The organism is Streptomyces sp. NBC_00090 (genome assembly GCF_045160815.1).
GTDB lineage: Bacteria > Actinomycetota > Actinomycetes > Streptomycetales > Streptomycetaceae > Streptomyces.
This window is the reverse complement of the sequence record NZ_CP108224.1, coordinates 5,537,258-5,555,142: the sequence shown is the minus strand read 5'-3', so window position 1 is coordinate 5,555,142 and position 17,885 is coordinate 5,537,258. Positions and strand designations below refer to the sequence as shown.

Sequence of the window (17,885 nt, the reverse complement as noted above, 5' to 3'; positions counted from 1 at the left end):
GCGTACCGCTGGCGTACACCTCGGCTTCTGAGACTGTTCCACCATGGCGCACTACGCACTCGTGGGACCGTCCGAGACCCGGAGACCCCGGCTCGGCCGCCCCGTTGGAGGTTCCCGGTCGGCGGCGGTGGGCGGCGTGGCGCTGCTCCTGCCGGACGGTGAGCCGATGTCGGGACGGCGCGCTTCGGCGCGGGCGCACGCGGCCATGCTGCCGCTGGGGCGCGGGCTCGTCAGGGCGGGCCGGGCGGACGGGCTCGCCGCCCATGTCGTCCGCTACCGGGGGCGCGGCTGGAACGGCACGGACGCGGAGCTGGCGGCGGACGCCTCCTGGGCGGTCGCGGAGGCGGTACGCCGCTACGGCGACGTCCCGGTCTGCCTCGTCGGGCACGGGATGGGGGCGCGGGCGGCACTGCGGGCGGGCGGACACCCGGCGGTCGCCGCGGTCCTGGCGCTGGCCCCGTGGCTGCCGGAGGACGACGTGGCGGCGGAGCCGGAGCCGGTGCGGCAGCTGGTGGGGCGGCGGGTGCTGATCGTGCACGGCACGAACGACGCCCGTACGGACCCGGAGTTGTCGTTCCGCTTCGCGGAGCGGGCGAAGAAGGCCAACCGCGACACCTGCCGCTTCGAGGTCCACTCGGACGGGCACGCCCTGCGCCAGTACGCGGCCGAGGTCCAGGCCCTCACCGCGGACTTCGCGCTCGGCGCGCTCTTCGCCCGGCCGGTGGCGCGCCCCGTGACGGACGCGCTGGCCGCGCCCCCGCCGCTGGGCCTGCGGATGCCGCTCGCGGCGGGGTTCGGGGACTCGTACCGCCGGTCTTAGGGGGTGTCTTGTCGATCACGCCGCGAGCCCGGCCCGATCGGCGAGACACGCCCTAAGGGCTGTCCCGTAATTCCCGGTGGATCAGCGCGCGGCGTCAGATGCGGTGCGTCGCAAGGCGGAGGGGCGTCCGCATACTGGATGTATGCGGACGTTCCGACAACGCGGCGAGGCGCCGTAGCTGTCGTCGCGCGCCCGCCGGGGATTACGGGACAGCCCTTAGGGGAGCAGGTGGCCGCGGCGGCTCAGGAGGAACTTCTTGAAGGCTGCCACCGGGGCCGTGTCCGGGTGGCCGTCGAGCCAGGCGACGCCGATCTCGCGGGCCGCGCGCGGGGCGGTGACGGTGAGTTCGACGACGCCGGGGCGCGGGACCGCCGGCGGGGGCAGCAGGGCGACGCCGAGGCCCGCGGCGACCAGGCCGCGCAGGGTCTCGGCCTCCTCGCCCTCGAAGGCGACGCGGGGCTTGAAGCCGGCCTCCGCGCACAGGTCGTCGGTGATGCGGCGGAGCCCGTACCCCGGCTCCAGGGTCACGAAGGTCTCGTCGGCGGCCTCGGCGAGGCGGACGCGCCTGCGGCCCGCGAGCCGGTGGTCGTCCGGGACGACGAGCCGCAGCCGCTGCTCGTCGAGGCGCCGGGCCACCAGGTCGGGGGCGTCCGGCACCGGGGAGGTCAGGCAGAGGTCGAGGTCGCCGGCCCTGAGCCGCTCGATCATGGCCTCGCCGTAGTTCTGGACGAGGGTGAAGCGGACGCGCGGGTGGTCGACGCGGAAGGCCCGGATGAGGCCGGGGACGGTCTCGGAGCCCATGGTGTGGAGGAAGCCGAAGGCGACCCGGCCGGCGGTGGGGTCGGCGTCGGCCCGTACGGTGTCGGCGGCCCGCTCCACCTCGGCGAGCGCCTTCTCGGCAGCGGTGAGGAAGCGGCGGCCGGCCGGGGTGAGGGAGACCGTGCGGCCGCGGCGGGCGAAGAGGGCGACGCCGAGGTCCTGTTCGAGCCGGACCATCGCCCGGGAGAGCGTGGACTGCGGCACGCCCATCTCGGCCGCGGCCCGGGTCACGTGCTCGTGCCGCGCGACGGCGGCGAAGTACGCGAGCCGCGGGGCGAGCAGCAGTCCCATGTCTTCTTCGTTACTGTTCGGTGACAGCCGAGGCTGTGACCTGTACTCATGCACCATGGGAACGATTACAGCAGTTCCGTGCATTGGACGCATGAAACGGATCGTCCTACGTTCGTGGCATGCCTCCCGCCAGTACCAAGGCGGCCGCCACCCACGCGTCCGCCGACACCCGCCTCTCCCCCGGAGCCCCCGGCTACCGCCGCACGAGCCTCGCGCTCTTCGCCGCCGGACTGGCCGGCTTCGCCCTCCTCTACTCCACGCAGGCCCTTCTCCCGGCCATCTCGGCCGAGTTCGGCGCCACCGCGTCCGCCGCCTCCTGGACGGTCTCCGCCGCGACCGGCGCCCTCGCCCTGTGCGTCCTGCCGCTCAGCGCCCTCTCGGAGCGCTTCGGGCGGCGCGCGATGATGACCGCCTCCCTCTCGGTCGCCGTCGGCATCTCGCTCCTGGTGCCGTTCGCCCCCAGCCTGGAGTCCCTGATCGCGCTCCGCGCCATCCAGGGCGCCGCGCTCGCCGGGCTCCCGGCCTCCGCGATGGCGTACCTCGCGGAGGAGGTCCGCCCCAAGGCGCTGATCGCGGCGATCGGCCTCTTCGTCGCGGGCAACTCGATCGGCGGCATGAGCGGCCGGATCGTGACCGGCTGGGTCGCCCAGATGTGGGGCTGGCGCGCGGGTCTGGCCGCCGTCGGCCTGACCTCCCTGCTCTGCGTGATCGCGTTCCGTGCGCTGCTCCCGAAGGCGCGGCACTTCACGCCGGGCACGCTGAACCCGAAGGCCCTTGCCGGCGCCGTGCGGACGCATCTGTCCGACCCGCTGCTCGTCCGGCTGTACGTGATCGGCGCGCTGTTCATGACGGTCTTCGGCGCGGTGTACACCGTGATCGGCTACCGCCTGGTCGAGGCCCCCTTCTCGCTCCCGCAGGGCGTGATCGGTTCGATCTTCCTGGTCTACCTGGTCGGTACGGTCGCCTCGGCCGCCGCCGGGAAGCTCGTCGGGCGGCTCGGCCGGCGCGGGGCGCTCTACCTGGCGGTCTCCACCACCGCCGCGGGTCTGCTGCTCTCGCTCGCCGACTCGCTCGCCGCGGTCCTGGCGGGCCTGGTCCTCATCACGGCCGGGTTCTTCGCGGGCCACGCCGTCGCCTCCTCCTCGGTGAGCCGTACGGCGAAGACGGGCCGCGCGCAGGCCTCGGCGCTCTACCAGTCCGCGTACTACCTCGGCAGCAGCGCGGGCGGCACGCTCGGCGCGATCGCCTTCCACGCGGGCGGCTGGGCGGGTACGGTCCTGATCGGCCTCGTCGCGGTCCTCGGCGTGGTCTCCGTGACGCTGTACGGGAGCCACAGCGCGCGGGTCGCGGCGCGGCGGCCACAGCTCGCCGCGGCCTGCAACTGACTCGCTCCCGCGGACGTCCTGAGTCATAGGACTCGAGGGGGAGTTGACGATCATGAAGCGAATCATGGGTCGAATAGGGAAGAGAGCGGGAATCGCGACCGGTCTCACCGCGATGGTGGTCCCGATGACGATCGCGCTCGGTACGGCCCCGGCGCAGGCGGCGTCCTGCAACGTGACGACGGGGCCGTACCAGAAGCAGGTGGAGAAGTTCCTCGGCAGGACGGTCGACGGCCGCCAGTCGCTCGGCGACTGTCAGGCCATCCAGGCCTTCCAGCGCAAGCACGGCATCACCCCGACCATGGGGTACGCGGGGCCGCTCACCTGGCGCACGATGAACACGATGCTCCAGCAGAAGGCCGCCGGCACCAACCCCAACCGCTCGGGCGCCTGCCCGACCAACCGGGGCCGGATCGCCTGCGTCGACCTGACGCGCCAGCTGTCCTGGATCCAGGACGGCGCGCGCCTCAAGTACGGCCCGGTGCCGGTGCGTACGGGCAAGGACGGCACCGAGACCCGTACCGGCTCCAAGAAGATCTACTGGCGGAACATCAACCACTGGTCGACGATCTACCACGTCTCCATGCCGTACTCGCAGTTCTTCGACGGCGGCCAGGCCTTCCACTCGACGACCAAGTCCATGTGGAACCCGCCGGGTTCGGGCGGCTGCGTCAACATGCGGTCGGCCGACGCCAAGGCGTACTGGAACCTGCTCAGGAACGGCGACGACGTCTTCGTCTACGGACGCAAGCCGGGAACCTGACCCCGGCTGTCAGTCGGCTGCGGTAGCTTCCCTCTCACCGGCACCGAACGGGTGCCGGTGAGGGGTGAGTGGGGTGTGTACCCGATGAGTGACGCCGCGGCGGCGACGACCGACGAACTCGACAAGTACCGCAGGGAGCTGACCGGTTACTGCTACCGGATGCTCGGATCCTCCTTCGAGGCGGAGGACGCGGTACAGGACACGATGGTGCGGGCCTGGAAGGCCATCGAGACCTTCGAGGGCCGCTCCTCGCTGCGGTCCTGGCTCTACCGGATCGCGACCAACGTCTGCCTGGACGCGCTGAACGCGGGCAACAGGAGGGCGCGGCCCATGGACCTGACCTCCCCCACGCCGGTCGCCCAGGCGCAGCTCGTCAAGCAGCCGGAGATCACCTGGCTGGAGCCGATCCCGGACGGGCGGGTCCTGCCCTCGGTCGCCGACCCGGCGGAGACCGCCGTGAACCGGGAGACCGTGCGGCTCGCCTTCGTGGCCGCGCTCCAGCACCTGCCGCCCAAGCAGCGGGCCGTGCTCATCCTCCGCGAGGTGCTCGCCTGGAAGGCGAGCGAGGTCGCGGAGCTCCTCGACACCTCCGTCGCCTCGGTCAACAGCGCCCTCCAGCGGGCCCGCGCGACCCTGGCCGAGCAGGCGCCCGCCGCCTCCGACCCGGCGAACCCGCTGGACGAGGAGCAGAAGGCGCTCCTGGAGCGGTACGTCGCCGCCTTCGAGGGCTACGACATGAAGGCGCTGACCGCGCTCCTCCACGAGGACGCGACCATGTCCATGCCGCCGTACGACCTGTGGCTGCGCGGCCACGACGACATCGTGGGCTGGATGCTGGGCGTCGGCGAGGCATGCGCCGGCTCGAAGCTGGTGCCGACCGTGGCGAACGGCTCCCCGGCGTTCGCGCAGTACCACCCGGACCCGGCGGGCGGCTTCAGCCCGTGGGCGCTGATCGTCCTGGAGCTCCGCGAGGGCAAGGTCGCCGGGATGGACTTCTTCCTGGACACCGAGCGCTGGTTCCCGCTCTTCGACCTGCCGGCCCGGCTAGAGGCCCAGGGGCCCGTCCAGCCCGGTCAGCAGGAGCAGGGCCCGTAGCTCGGGTCCTGCTCCGTGGAAGCGGATGCGGTGGCCCCGGCGGCCGGCCGCGAGCTTCAGCCGGGCGAGGGCGTCGACGGCCGCGAGGTCGGCGTGCGCGAGCGCGCCGACCTCGCAGACGACGTCACCGGGCGGGGCCGCGCCGAGCTCGGCGCAGAGCAGGGCCACGTCGTCCCCGGTGGGGCGGGCGGGCAGGGTCACGACGAACGGTTGGCTGGTGTCCACATGCCTTGAGACCGAGCCTCGACCCGGAACTCATCGGTGATCGACTACCCCCTAGGCTCGCGATCATGACTCACGAACCTGTCGAACTGGTGATCTTCGACTGTGACGGTGTTCTGGTGGACAGCGAGCGGATCTACTGCCGCGTGGACCGGGAGGTGTTCGCCGCCCTCGGAGCCGAGTTCACCGAGGCCGAGGTGATCGACCGGTTCGTCGGCTCCTCGCACGAGATGCTCACCGCGATCGTGGAGGAGCGCAGGGGCCGTCCGCTGGAGCCCGACTGGCAGGCCCCCTTCAAGCAGCGGTACGAGGACGCCCTGGACGCGGAGCTGACGGCCGTGGAGGGCGTCGTGGACGTACTGGACGCCCTGGCCGTCCCGTACTGCCTCGCCTCCAACGGCAGCCACACCAGCATCCGCAAGAACCTGGGACGGGCCGGGCTGCTCGACCGCTTCGAGGGCCGGATGTTCAGCGCCCGCGACGTCTCCCGGGGCAAGCCGGCCCCGGACCTCTTCCTGCACGCGGCGGCCGGCATGGGCGTCCCGCCCGAGCGCTGCGCGGTCGTCGAGGACAGCCCCTACGGCGTCCAGGCCGCCCGCGCGGCCGGCATGCGCGCCTTCGGCTACTGCGGCGGCCTGACACGTGCCGATCGCCTGATGGGCCCGCGCACGGTGGTGTTCGACGACATGCGGGAGCTGTCGGTGCTGCTGGGAACCCCGCTCAGCTGACGGGGAACTCGGCGGTGTCGAGGGTGAGGCCGAAGGGGGCGGGGAGGTGGATCTCCATTCCGAACTTGACCGCGCTCAGCACGCGGTAGACGTCTCCGTTCGGCTCGCCATACAGGGTGACGGTTGGGCCGCCTGGCGCGAATGAGTCGATGAGGAGATAGAGCGGGATCCCGGCAGCGGCGTACCCGGCGGCTTTGCTGATGCGGTCATGGTTCCCATTCGACGGTGAGGTGACCTCGGCGACCAGTTCGACGTCGCCTGCCGCCACGTACTGGCCCGGCTCGTCGAGGGTTGCTGCTGGAAGAACGGCCAGGTCCGGAATGTACATACCCCTGCGCGCGGGAACGGCGATCGCCTGTGTCTGCACCACGGCCCAGTCCTCCGGGATCGTATGGATCAGACGACGATGTACGAGCGAGGCAATGAGGTTGTGCCGGCTGGCCGGTGACGGTGACACGGTGATGATCCCCTCGATGATCTCCACCTTGCAGCCCTCGGGTGCGTCCGTCTCCTCCCAGATCCGGACCAGGTCGTCCCACCCGTAGTCATAAGACGAGTGATCGACGGTGAGTGCGCCCATGGCGGTCTCCTCTATCGGTGCGTCACCGATCCCAGCATGCCGAACGGGACCGGCGCTGGTCCACCGGTCCCGTTCACCCGAAGGTGTCAGAGGTATATGCCCAGGGCGATCCTCAGGCGATGCGGTCCATGACGATCGGGGTCGGGGTGAAGGACGTGCCCTCCGCCGCGATGTCCCAGGAGTCGTTCAGGGACTTCAGGGCGTAGTCGAACTTCTCCGGGGTGTCCGTGTGGAGGGTCAGCAGGGGCTGGCCCGCCGTCACCGTGTCGCCCGGCTTCGCGTGGAGCTCGACGCCCGCGCCCGCCTGCACCGGGTCCTCCTTGCGGGCGCGGCCCGCGCCCAGGCGCCAGGCGGCGATGCCGATGTCGTACGCGTCGAGGCGGGTGAGGACGCCGGTCGACGGGGCCGTGACGACGTGCTGCTCGCGGGCGACCGGGAGGGTGGCGTCCGGGTCGCCGCCCTGGGCCGCGATCATCCGGCGCCAGACGTCCATCGCCGAGCCGTCCGCGAGCGCCTTCGCCGGGTCGGCGTCCTTGATGCCGGCCGCGTCGAGCATCTCGCGGGCGAGCGCGATCGTCAGCTCGACGACGTCCGCCGGGCCGCCGCCCGCCAGGACCTCGACCGACTCGCGGACCTCCAGGGCGTTGCCCGCGGTCAGGCCGAGCGGGGTCGACATGTCGGTGATCAGCGCGACCGTCTTCACACCGCTGTCCGCGCCGAGGCCGACCATCGTGTGGGCCAGCTCCTGCGCGTCCGCGAGATTCTTCATGAAGGCGCCGGAGCCGACCTTCACGTCCAGGACCAGCGAGCCCGTGCCCTCGGCGATCTTCTTCGACATGATCGAGGAGGCGATCAGCGGGATCGCCTCCACCGTGCCGGTGACGTCGCGCAGCGCGTAGAGCTTCTTGTCCGCGGGCGCCAGACCGTCGCCCGCCGCGCAGATCACCGCGCCGGTCGTGTCCAGGACGTGCAGCATCTCCTCGTTGGAGAGCAGCGCGCGCCAGCCCGGGATGGACTCCAGCTTGTCGAGCGTGCCGCCGGTGTGGCCGAGGCCGCGGCCGGAGAGCTGCGGCACGGCCACGCCGCAGGCGGCGACGAGCGGGGCGAGCGGGAGGGTGATCTTGTCGCCGACTCCGCCGGTGGAGTGCTTGTCGGAGGTGGGGCGGGAGAGCGAGGAGAAGTCCATGCGCTCGCCGCTCGCGATCATCGCGGCGGTCCAGCGGGCGATCTCCGTGCGGTTCATGCCGTTCAGCAGGATGGCCATGGCCAGGGCGGACATCTGCTCGTCGGCGACCACACCGCGGGTGTACGCGTCGATGACCCAGTCGATCTGCTCGGGGCTCAGCTCGCCCTTGTCCCGCTTCGTGCGGATGACGGAGATGACGTCCATGGTGGTGCCTCTTTCTACGCGCATAGAGGGGAAAGGGAGGAGCGACCCTTCCCATCGTGCCGGAAGGGTCGCTCCGAAGTACTACTTGGTGAGGTGGCCCGGGCCGAAGGCCTGCGGGAGCATCTCGTCGAGGGTCCGGAAACCCTGCGGCGTCTCCAGGACGAGCTCGGGGCCCCCGAACTCGTAGAGGAGCTGCCGGCACCGGCCGCACGGGACCAGGGACTCGCCCCGGCCGTCCACGCACACGAAGTGCGTGAGCCGGCCGCCGCCGGTCGCCTGGAGCTCGGAGACGAGCCCGCACTCGGCGCACAGGCCGAGGCCGAACGAGGCGTTCTCCACGTTGCAGCCGGAGACCGTCCGTCCGTCGTCCACACGGGCCGCCGCGCCGACCGGGAAGCCCGAGTACGGGGCGTACGCGTGGGACATGGCCTCGCGGGCCGTGACCCGCAGGGCCTCCCAGTCGGCCTCCGGAAGGGCCGTCGTCACTTGCCCTCGCCCTTCCGGTACGGCAGACCGTCCGCCTTGGGCATGCGCAGGCGCTGCGCCGACAGGGCGAGCACGAGCAGGGTGGTGATGTACGGGGCCGCGTCGACGAACTGGCTCGGGACCTCGTCGGTCAGCGCGTACCAGAGGAAGAAGGTGGCGGAGAAGCCGGCGGAGACCGCGGCGACCACGTACTTCTTCTTGTACAGCTGCCACAGCGCGGCGATCAGCAGGAGCACGGCGACCAGCAGCAGCAGCGCGTGGACGTTCTCGGCGCCGCCGCGGAGCTTGAGGCTGTCGGTGAAGCCGAAGAGGCCCGCGCCGAGCGCCATGCCGCCCGGCATCCAGTTGCCGAAGATCATCGCGGCGAGACCGATGTAGCCGCGGCCGCCGGTCTGGCCCTCCTGGTAGATGCCGGTGGCGACGATCGCGAGGAACGCGCCGCCGAGGCCGGCGAGGGCGCCGGAGGTGGTGACGGCGATGTACTTGTACTTGTACACGTTCACGCCGAGGGACTCGGCCGCGACCGGGTTCTCGCCGCAGGAGCGGAGCCGCAGGCCGAAGGCGGTGCGCCAGAGCAGCCACCAGGTGGCCGGGATCAGCAGGACGGCGACGACGGTCAGCAGCGACAGGTTGGTGACCAGGCCGCCGAGGATGCCGGCGACGTCCGAGATCAGGAACCAGTGTTTGCCCTGGAGATCCGCCAGCCAGTCGGAGAGTCCTGGGATGGTGATCTTGGTGATCTGATCGATGCGCGGGGACTGCTTGGAGGAGCCGCCCTCGGCCTCGGCGAACGTGAAGTTCGACAGGTACTGGGTGAAGCCGACCGCGAGGATGTTGATCGCCACACCGGAGACGATGTGGTTCACGTTGAACGTCACGGTGATGATCGCGTGCAGCAGACCACCGAGGGCGCCGCCGAGGAGACCGAAGAGGACACCCACCCAGGGGCCCCACTGGTAGCCGGCCCAGGCGCCGAACCAGGTGCCGAGCACCATCATGCCTTCGAGGCCGATGTTGACGACGCCCGCGCGCTCGGCCCACAGACCGCCGAGACCGGCGAGGCCGATCGGCACGGCGAGCTGGAGCGCACCGGAGACCTGACCCACGGAGGTGAGGTCGTTGGCCCCGGAGACGGCCCTGACGAGGGAGAAGAGCAGGAGACCGGCCGCGACGATCAGCATGATCCACGGCCAGGTGAGCTTGCGGCGTCCGCCGCCCTTGGGCGCGGCGCTCGGCTTGGAAACGGTGCTGGTGGTCACGCCGCCACCTCCTTGTCGGTCTTGATGGCGCCGCCGGCGGCGAGTTCCTCGCCGACCTTCTGCTGCTGGCGGCGGAGGCCGTAACGGCGGACGAGCTCGTACGAGACGACGACCGCGATCACGATGATGCCCTGCATGATCTTGGTGATCTCCTTCGGGTATCCGTACACGTCGAGGTTGCTGGACGCCTTGTCCAGGAACGCGAAGAGCAGGGCCGCGAAGAGGATGCCGACCGGGTGGTTCCGGCCGAGCAGGGCGATGGTGATGGCGGTGAAGCCGACACCGACGGGGAAGTCGAGGCTGTACGTGTGGGACTCACCGAGCAGCGTCGGCATGCCGGAGAGACCGGCCAGCGCGCCCGAGAGCAGCATCGCGGTGAGGACCATCTTCTTGGCGTCGACGCCGCTGGCCTGGGCGGCGGACTCGCTGGCGCCGGTGGCGCGCAGGTCGAAGCCGAACCGGGTGCGGTTGAGGACGAACCAGTAGACGACGCCGAGGGCGAGCGCGACGAAGGTGAAGCCGTAGATGACTCCGTTGCCCTCGCCCATGTCGATGCCCGGGAACCAGCCGGACTCGGAGATCTCACCGGTGGTGAGGTTGTTCGAGCCCTCGGGCTGGACGCCGAAGTTCTTCGGCAGGATCAGGTAGGCCACCAGCGAGGTCGCGATGGCGTTCAGCATGATCGTCGAGACGACCTCGGAGACACCGCGGGTGGTCTTCAGGATGCCGGCGATGCCGGCCCAGAAGGCGCCGGTGAGCATCGCGACGATCACGATCACCAGGATGTGCAGCGGGCCGGGCAGCTCGATCGAGGCACCGACGAGGGCCGAGACCATCGCCGCGAGCCGGTACTGGCCGTCGACACCGATGTTGAACAGGTTCATCCGGAAGCCGATGGCCACGGCCAGGGCTGCCAGGTAGTAGATCCCGGTCTGGTTGACGATCAGGACCTGGATGTCGGCGAAGCCGGCGTTGTCGATCATCAGCCGGATCGGCTCGATCGGGTCGAGGCCCGTCGCGAGCAGCACCAGCACGGTGAGCACGAACGAGGAGACCAGGGCGAGCACCGGTCCCGCCGCGCCCAGGATCAGCTTGTCCTTGTCGAACTTCATCATCGGGCGTCACCGTCTTCGGGCTGCTCTGCGTCGCCTTCGAGCTGACCGCTGGCCGCGCCGGTCATGGCGGAGCCGAGCTGCTCGGGCGTGATGGTGGCGGGGTCGGCGTCCGCGACGAGCTTGCCGCGGTACATGACCCGGAGGGTGTCGGAGAGACCGATCAGCTCGTCGAGGTCGGCGGAGATCAGCAGCACCGCCAGGCCCTCGCGGCGCGCGTCCCGGATGGCGTCCCAGATCTGCGCCTGCGCGCCGACGTCCACACCACGGGTGGGGTGGGCGGCGATCAGGAACTTGGGGCTGTGGCTCATCTCGCGGCCGACGATCAGCTTCTGCTGGTTGCCGCCGGAGAGGGAGGCCGCGGTGACGTCGATGCCCGGGGTGCGCACGTCGTACTCGCGCACGATCCGCTCGGTGTCCTTGCGGGCCGCCTTCGGGTCGAGGACGCCGCGCTTGGAGTTGGGCGCCTCGGTGACGTGGCCGAGGATGCGGTTCTCCCAGAGGGGGGCCTCCAGGAGCAGGCCGTGGCGGTGCCGGTCCTCGGGGATGTAGCCGATGCCGCCCTCGCGGCGCTTGCGCACGGAGACCTTGGAGATGTCCTGGCCGTCGAGCGAGATGACGCCCGCGTCGGGGGTGGCCAGGCCCATGAGGGCCTCGATGAGCTCGGTCTGGCCGTTGCCCTCGACTCCCGCGATGCCGAGGATCTCGCCCTTGTGGATCGTGAGGGAGATGTCGTCGAGCAGCTTGCGGCCCGCCGCGGGCTCCTCGTGGAAGGTCGCCCCGATCGACGGGTCCTCCGGTGCGGCGGTGGTCAGCGGGGCGGCCGCGACTCCGCTCTCGAGCAGCGTCAGGTTCTCGACCTGGAGCATCGGGACCTCGGTGACCGTGGACTCGCGGGTCTCCGGGGAGGGCAGCTCGCTGCCGACCATCAGCTCGGCGAGCTGCTTGGTGGTGGCGGTCTTCGGGTCGGCGGTGCCGACCGTGGTGCCGCGGCGGATGACGGTGATGTCGTCGGCGACCTTCAGGACCTCGCCCAGCTTGTGCGAGATGAAGATGACGGTCAGGCCCTCGGACTTGAGCTCGCGCAGGTTGTCGAAGAGCGCGTCGACCTCCTGCGGGACGAGCACGGCGGTCGGCTCGTCGAGGATGAGGATCTTGGCGCCGCGGTAGAGGACCTTGAGGATCTCCACGCGCTGCCGGTCGGCGACACCGAGGTCCTCGAGCAGGGCGTCCGGGCGGACCCCGAGGCCGTACGCGTCGGAGATCTCCAGGATCTTCTTCCGCGCCTTGGCGCCGATGCCGTAGAGCTTCTCGCCGCCGAGGACGACGTTCTCCAGGACGGTGAGGTTGTCGGCGAGCATGAAGTGCTGGTGCACCATGCCGATGCCGCGCGCGATGGCGTCACCGGGGCTGGAGAAGGTGACCTGCTCGCCGTCGACGGCGATGGTGCCCTCGTCCGGCTTCTGCATGCCGTAGAGGATCTTCATGAGGGTCGACTTGCCGGCTCCGTTCTCGCCGATGAGGGCGTGCACGGTGCCCTTGCGGACCGTGATGGCGATGTCCTTGTTGGCGACGACGCCGGGGAATCGCTTGGTGATGCCGTGCAGTTCTACGGCAGGGGGGCTGGACGCGTTGATGACGCACTCTCCTTGGCCGGAAGGAGTGGGAGCGGGAGGGCAGGGCGGGGCGAAGTTATCGTGCCAGGGAGACATCTACACGCGTAGCGCTGCCTAAAAATGAAAACCCGTAGGGGAATGGGGCCGGGGCCCGCCGTCGAGGTCCCGTCGTCCGCCCGAAGGGCGGGCCGGGCGGGGTCTGGTGCGTGCAGCTGCAAGGCGGAGGAGGGAGCCCATGCGGAGCATGAGCGACCGACGACAACGCGGCAGATGCGCGCACCAGACCCCGCCCGGCAGGCGGGGTCTCGACGGCAGGCCCAGGGCCCGGGATCCGGTGGGGGTGCCACCGGATCCCGGGCCCGGGCTCAGGTCGTGACCTGCTGGTCCTTACGGAGCGGTCTTGACCGTGATCTTGCCGTCGATGATGTCCTGCTTCGCCTTGTCCACGGCGGCGGTGACATCGGTCATCTTCTTGTACGCCGGGTTGGAGTCGGCCAGGCCGACGCCGTCCGTGGCGAGGCCGTAGCGGATCTCACCGGACTGCGGCTTGCCGTCCTGGACCGACTTGATCACGTTGAAGACGGAGTCCGAGACGTCCTTGGTGACCGAGGTCAGGATGTGGTCCTTGTAGGAGGCCAGACCCGCCTGGTTGTACTGGTCGGAGTCGACACCGATCGCCCACTTGCCGGCGGTCGCGGCGGCCTCGATCGAGCCGGAGCCGGCCAGACCGGCGGCGGCGTAGATCACGTCGGCGCCCTTGTCGAGCTGGCCCTGCGCGGCGGCCTTGCCGAGGTCGGGCTTCGAGAAGCCGTCGAAGTTCGGCGGCTGGGTCAGGTACTGGACGAGCACCTTCGCCTTGGGGTTGGTGTCCTTGACGCCCTGCGCGAAGCCCGCCTCGAACTTCTTGATCAGCGGAACCTCGACACCGCCGATGAAGCCGACCGTGCCGGTCTTGGACGCCTTGGCGGCGGCGACGCCGGCCAGGTAGGAGCCCTGCTCCTCGTTGAAGACCAGGTTGGCGATGTTCGGGCCGGTCTTCGACGTGTCGTCGATGAGGCCGAAGGTGGTCTTCGGGTAGGCCTTGGCGACCTTCTCGATCGCCGGCGCGTAGGCGAAGCCGACACCGATGACCGGGTTGTTGCCGGCGCGCGCGAGCGCGGTGAGGCGCTGCACCTTGTCGGCGTCGCCCTCGCCCTCGGACGGCTCGGCCTCGGCGCCCTTGACGCCGAGCTCGTCCTCGGCCTTCTTCAGGCCCGCGTAGGCGGCGTCGTTGAACGACTGGTCGCCGCGGCCACCGATGTCGTACGCGATGGCGGCCTTCGTCGCCTTCGCGTCCGCGCTCGGGCTGGAGCCGGAGTCCGTCGAAGACTTGCCGCACGCGGTGGCGGAGAGAGCGAGCGCCGCGGAGGCGATGCCCACGGTCGTGATCCTGGTGATCCGGCGCAAGAGGAGGGTCCCTTCAAGACTGACCGAAAGCGCCTCTTCCGGCGCTGGTTTCGCGGCGATCGTAACGCGCGTAGATGTCAGTTAAAGACCCGTTCATGAGTCGTTATCGGATCGTCGCGAACCGGCCAGCCGAAGCTACCGGGGGCGTTCGGCCCGGTACCGCCGGTTATACCGCCCGAGGAGGGCATCGGGACAGGGGCCGTACGGGCGACACGCCGGGCTGTGGGCCGACGGTGGGAAAAGCGGTGGGCCGGACGGATGACGGGGCTCCGTCCGGCCGGAAGCCGGTTCCCGGGGCTGTCCGACGGATCGGGTCGGACCGGGCCTGGGCGTGGCGCGGTGTCCCTCGGGGCCTGGTGGCGGCGCCCCTCAGGACCTGGCGGTGGCGTCCGTCAGGGCCTGGCGGTGGCGTCCAGCAGGGCCGCGGCCGTGAAGAGCTCCACCGCGGTCTCGATGCAGTTCTCGTCCACGTCGAAGTCGCCGGCGTGCAGGTCGCGGACCCTGGTGTCGCCGGGGGTGCGGACGCCGAGGCGGGCCATGGCGCCGGGGACGTGCTCCAGGTACCAGGAGAAGTCCTCGCCGCCGAGGCTCTGCTCGGTGTCCTCGATCGCATACGGTCCGCGGCGGGCGGCCATGGCGCCGGCGAGCAGTTCGGTGACGGCCGGGTCGTTGACGACCGGCGGGACGCCCCGGACGTAGTTCACGGTCGACTTCGCCCGGTGCAGGGTCGCGATCTCGTCGATCGCCGCGTGGACCAGGTCGGGCGCTTCGCGCCAGGTCGGCAGGTCGAGGCAGCGGACGGTGCCGGAGAGCTCGGCGTGCTGCGGGATGACGTTGCAGGCGTGACCGGCCTCGATGCGTCCCCAGGTGACCGAGAGGCCGGAGCGGGCGTCGACGCGGCGGGCCAGGACGGCGGGGACGTCGGTGGCGATCCGGGCGGCGGCGGTGACGAGGTCGGTGGTGAGGTGCGGGCGGGCGGTGTGTCCGCCGGGGCCGTCGAGGGTGACCTCCAGCCGGTCGCAGGCGGAGGTGATGGGGCCGGGACGGAGCCCGATCCGGCCCGCGTCCACCCTGGGGTCGCAGTGGACGGCGATGATCCGGCCGACCCCGTCGAGCACCCCGGCCTCGATCGCGTCGGCGGCACCGCCGGGCAGCACTTCCTCGGCGGGCTGGAAGAGGAGCCGTACGGCGTTCGGGAGGAGGCCCTGCCGGTCGAGTTCGGCGAGGACGAGCCCGGCGCCCAGGACGGTGGTGGTGTGGACGTCGTGTCCGCAGGCGTGCGCGCGGTTGGCCACGGTGGAGCGGTAGGCGACGGTCTTGACGTCGGGGATCGGCAGCGCGTCGAGGTCGGCGCGGATCGCCAGCATCGGCCGGTGACGGTCCGGGGTCCCGATGTCACAGATGAGTCCGGTGCCGCCCGGCAGGACCTTCGGCGCGAGGCCGGCCGCCTCCAGGCGGGCCTTGAGCGCGGCGGTCGTACGGAACTCCTGGTTGCCGAGCTCGGGGTGCATGTGCAAGTCCCTGCGGAACGCGATCAGTTCGGCGCGCAGGGGTGCGGACAGCGTTCCGGGCAGGGTGACGGAGCCTGGCTCACGGGACTTCAACTGGTTCACCTTTTGAAGGGTAGGCCCCTTCGGAGGTCAACTGCCCGTTGATCACGAAAAGTTCAGCCCGTTAGGGGAAAGAATCTCGGTTTGCCAGGCATGAAGCCCCTTCTGTGTGGGTACGCTCAGCCGAATTCGAGCCGGTCGACCGGAGAGGCCGCCCCGGCGGCCCGGGCGGTGAGCCGGTCGACCTCGTGGGCCGCCGTCCCCGCCACTCCGGACAGGAAGCCCTGGGCGCGCGGCGAGGCGGTCGCCCGCAGCCACTCGGGCGCGATCTCGATGACGGCGACCTTCACCCCCGTACCGGCGAGGGCCAGTGGCAGGGTGTGCACGACCGTGGACGGAAAGCTGACGACCGTCCGTCCGATGGGGCCGCGGCGGGCGATCAGCTCCAGGGGCAGATCGGGCCGGACCACCTGGAGACCGGTCTCGACCGCGATGGCGTGCAGCTTCTCGGCGCTCTCCCTGCGGTGCGCGAAGTAGCGGGTCGCGCCGTGCGCGCGGGCGAGTTCGCCGACGACCCGGGCGTAGTGTCCGGCGTCGACCACGCCCGTCTCGACGAGCGAGGTGCCCACCAGGTCCGCGCCGCCGGTGAGCAGCGGCGGGCCGAAGCGGGTCCGGGTCCAGGCGTAGGAGTTCTCCGTGACCTGGATGCCGGCCGGGGCCTCGACGGGCAGGGAGGTGAAGATCTCGACCGTACGGCCCCGGGCCGGGGCGAGGCGCCGCCGGGCCAGCGAGGTCACCGGGGCGAGGACCAGCTCGCGCGGGCCCAGGTTCCCCTTGCGGTGCCAGCGCACCAGGCGCTCGCCGCGGCCCAGCTGCGCCGCGAACTCCATGGTGGCGGTGCCGTCGTCGACGACGGTCAGGTGCCGGGGCGAGAAGAGCGTCAGGAGCAGCTGGACGTAGCGGGAGAACGGGTCGCCGATGATGACCCGCTCCGCCGAGCGCAGCGGCCCGGCGAGCTGCCGCAGGGTGCGGACGAGCGAGCCCCGGCCGCCGCGGGCCTCCTGCCAGCGGACGGTGAGGCCCTCGTCGCGGGCCAGCTGGGCCATCCGGCGCAGCTGGCCCCGCGACATGGGGTCGGTCGGCGAGAGGACGACGACCGTGAGGGGGGCGGGCGCGGCGTGCGCCGCGCCCGGAGGGGTGGCGTCCGTGGAGCGGGGCGCCGCACCGGGGGTGCCGGCGGACGTGCCGGCGGGCTCGCCCGAGTCGGTCCCGCCCGTGGCGGGTGCCTCGGGTGCGGGTGCTCCGGACACGGGTGCTCCGGGTGCGGGCGCCGCGCCGGGGGCCCGGTCGGGCGCCTGCGTGTGCGCCCATTCCAGGACGTTGAGGAGCTGGACCGGGCTCTCGACGAACGCCAGCTGCCCGGTCATGCGGCGACGTGCCCCTGGACCCGGCGGAGCTTCTTCATCGGGCCGAGCTCCGACTCGTAGACCTTCTTGACGCCGTCACCGAGGGCCGTCTCGATGGTGCGGATGTCGCGGACCAGGCGCTGGAGGCCCTGCGGCTCGACGGAGGCGGCCTGGTCGGAGCCCCACATGGCGCGGTCGAGGGTGATGTGGCGCTCGACGAAGGTGGCGCCGAGGGCGACGGCGGCGAGGGTGGTCTGGAGGCCGGTCTCGTGGCCGGAGTAGCCGATCGGGACGTTCGGGTACTCGTCCTTGAGCGTGTTGATCACGCGGAGGTTGAGCTCCTCGGCCTTGGCCGGGTAGGTCGAGGTGGCGTGGCAGAGCAGGATGTTGTCCGAGCCGAGGACCTCGACCGCGTGGCGGATCTGCTTCGGGGTGGACATGCCCGTGGAGAGGATGACCGTACGGCCGGTGGCGCGGAGCTCGCGCAGCAGCTCGTCGTCGGTGAGGGAGGCGGAGGCGACCTTGTGGGCGGGGACGTCGAACTTCTCCAGGAAGGCGACGGCCTCGGTGTCCCACGGGGAGGCGAACCAGTCGATGCCGCGCTTCTTGCAGTGCTCGTCGATGGCGCGGTACTCGTCCTCGCCGAACTCCACGCGGTGGCGGTAGTCGATGTACGTCATCCGGCCCCAGGGGGTGTCGCGCTCGATGTCCCACTGGTCGCGCGGGGTGCAGATCTCCGGGGTGCGCTTCTGGAACTTGACGGCGTCACAGCCGGCCTCGGCGGCGACGTCGATCAGGGCGAGGGCGTTGTCGAGCTCGCCGTTGTGGTTGATGCCGATCTCGCCGGTGATGTAGACGGGCTGTCCGGGGCCGGCGGTCTTGGAGCCGAAGGTGCGCAGACGGGTGCTCATGGTGCTGTT

17 protein-coding genes are annotated in these 17,885 nt (G+C 71.2%); 5 read left to right on the top strand and 12 right to left on the bottom strand.

What is annotated here, in order from left to right; genetic code table 11:
* Window positions 1-43 precede the first annotated feature (43 nt).
* A complete protein-coding gene (locus OG361_RS24995; RefSeq protein ID WP_405856952.1) occupies window positions 44-820 on the top strand; it encodes an alpha/beta hydrolase in 777 nt (258 codons plus the stop codon).
* Between the two features lie 216 nt (window positions 821-1,036).
* Here the strand turns inward: OG361_RS24995 and OG361_RS24990 are convergent, their stop codons facing one another.
* Window positions 1,037-1,987, bottom strand: coding sequence for a LysR family transcriptional regulator (locus OG361_RS24990; protein ID WP_405856950.1), 951 nt, complete (start codon window positions 1,985-1,987; stop codon window positions 1,037-1,039).
* A 62-nt stretch (window positions 1,988-2,049) separates the two neighbouring features.
* Between OG361_RS24990 and OG361_RS24985 the strand changes: the two genes are divergently transcribed.
* From OG361_RS24985 to OG361_RS24975, 3 genes are all read left to right on the top strand, one after another.
* On the top strand, window positions 2,050-3,315 hold the full coding sequence (locus OG361_RS24985; RefSeq protein ID WP_405856948.1) for an MFS transporter: 1,266 nt from the start codon (window positions 2,050-2,052) through the stop codon (window positions 3,313-3,315).
* Between the two features lie 64 nt (window positions 3,316-3,379).
* The gene (locus tag OG361_RS24980) at window positions 3,380-4,075 is read left to right on the top strand and encodes a L,D-transpeptidase family protein (protein ID WP_384577894.1); all 696 of its coding nucleotides are present in this window, start codon (window positions 3,380-3,382) and stop codon (window positions 4,073-4,075) included.
* Window positions 4,076-4,159: 84 nt separating this feature from the next.
* The gene (locus tag OG361_RS24975) at window positions 4,160-5,170 is read left to right on the top strand and encodes a sigma-70 family RNA polymerase sigma factor (protein ID WP_405856946.1); all 1,011 of its coding nucleotides are present in this window, start codon (window positions 4,160-4,162) and stop codon (window positions 5,168-5,170) included.
* Here OG361_RS24975 and OG361_RS24970 read toward each other — a convergent pair.
* Window positions 5,120-5,395 carry an STAS domain-containing protein gene (locus OG361_RS24970; RefSeq protein ID WP_405856944.1) on the bottom strand — a complete coding sequence of 92 codons (276 nt, stop codon included), beginning with the start codon at window positions 5,393-5,395 and terminating at the stop codon, window positions 5,120-5,122. The genes OG361_RS24975 and OG361_RS24970 overlap by 51 nt on opposite strands.
* A 65-nt stretch (window positions 5,396-5,460) precedes the next feature.
* Between OG361_RS24970 and OG361_RS24965 the strand changes: the two genes are divergently transcribed.
* Window positions 5,461-6,120 carry an HAD family hydrolase gene (locus tag OG361_RS24965; RefSeq protein WP_405856942.1) on the top strand — a complete coding sequence of 220 codons (660 nt, stop codon included), beginning with the start codon at window positions 5,461-5,463 and terminating at the stop codon, window positions 6,118-6,120.
* Here OG361_RS24965 and OG361_RS24960 read toward each other — a convergent pair.
* From OG361_RS24960 to OG361_RS24915, 10 genes are all read right to left on the bottom strand, one after another.
* Entirely contained in the window at window positions 6,113-6,700 is a 588-nt protein-coding gene (locus tag OG361_RS24960) for a Uma2 family endonuclease (protein ID WP_405856940.1), read from the bottom strand. The two genes, OG361_RS24965 and OG361_RS24960, sit on opposite strands and share 8 nt — an antisense overlap.
* 112 nt (window positions 6,701-6,812) lie before the next feature.
* Window positions 6,813-8,090, bottom strand: coding sequence for a thymidine phosphorylase (locus OG361_RS24955; protein ID WP_405856938.1), 1,278 nt, complete (start codon window positions 8,088-8,090; stop codon window positions 6,813-6,815).
* A gap of 81 nt (window positions 8,091-8,171) precedes the next feature.
* Window positions 8,172-8,576 carry a cytidine deaminase gene (locus OG361_RS24950; RefSeq protein ID WP_405856936.1) on the bottom strand — a complete coding sequence of 135 codons (405 nt, stop codon included), beginning with the start codon at window positions 8,574-8,576 and terminating at the stop codon, window positions 8,172-8,174.
* Entirely contained in the window at window positions 8,573-9,835 is a 1,263-nt protein-coding gene (locus OG361_RS24945) for an ABC transporter permease (RefSeq protein ID WP_405856934.1), read from the bottom strand. The genes OG361_RS24950 and OG361_RS24945 overlap by 4 nt, the downstream gene beginning before the upstream one ends.
* Window positions 9,832-10,950 carry an ABC transporter permease gene (locus OG361_RS24940; RefSeq protein ID WP_405856932.1) on the bottom strand — a complete coding sequence of 373 codons (1,119 nt, stop codon included), beginning with the start codon at window positions 10,948-10,950 and terminating at the stop codon, window positions 9,832-9,834. Before OG361_RS24940 ends, OG361_RS24945 begins: the two co-directional genes overlap by 4 nt.
* Window positions 10,947-12,659: an ABC transporter ATP-binding protein gene (locus tag OG361_RS24935; RefSeq protein ID WP_405856930.1), complete on the bottom strand. Its 1,713-nt coding sequence runs from the start codon at window positions 12,657-12,659 to the stop codon at window positions 10,947-10,949. Before OG361_RS24935 ends, OG361_RS24940 begins: the two co-directional genes overlap by 4 nt.
* A gap of 291 nt (window positions 12,660-12,950) precedes the next feature.
* Window positions 12,951-14,009, bottom strand: a complete 1,059-nt coding sequence (locus OG361_RS24930) for a BMP family protein (protein WP_384577733.1) — start codon at window positions 14,007-14,009, stop codon at window positions 12,951-12,953.
* Between the two features lie 392 nt (window positions 14,010-14,401).
* Window positions 14,402-15,622, bottom strand: coding sequence for an amidohydrolase (locus tag OG361_RS24925; RefSeq protein WP_405856928.1), 1,221 nt, complete (start codon window positions 15,620-15,622; stop codon window positions 14,402-14,404).
* 116 nt (window positions 15,623-15,738) lie between these two features.
* Window positions 15,739-16,986 carry a hypothetical protein gene (locus OG361_RS24920; RefSeq protein WP_405856926.1) on the bottom strand — a complete coding sequence of 416 codons (1,248 nt, stop codon included), beginning with the start codon at window positions 16,984-16,986 and terminating at the stop codon, window positions 15,739-15,741.
* The gene (locus OG361_RS24915) at window positions 16,983-17,876 is read right to left on the bottom strand and encodes an N-acetylneuraminate synthase family protein (protein ID WP_405856924.1); all 894 of its coding nucleotides are present in this window, start codon (window positions 17,874-17,876) and stop codon (window positions 16,983-16,985) included. The genes OG361_RS24920 and OG361_RS24915 overlap by 4 nt, the downstream gene beginning before the upstream one ends.
* Window positions 17,877-17,885 lie beyond the last annotated feature (9 nt).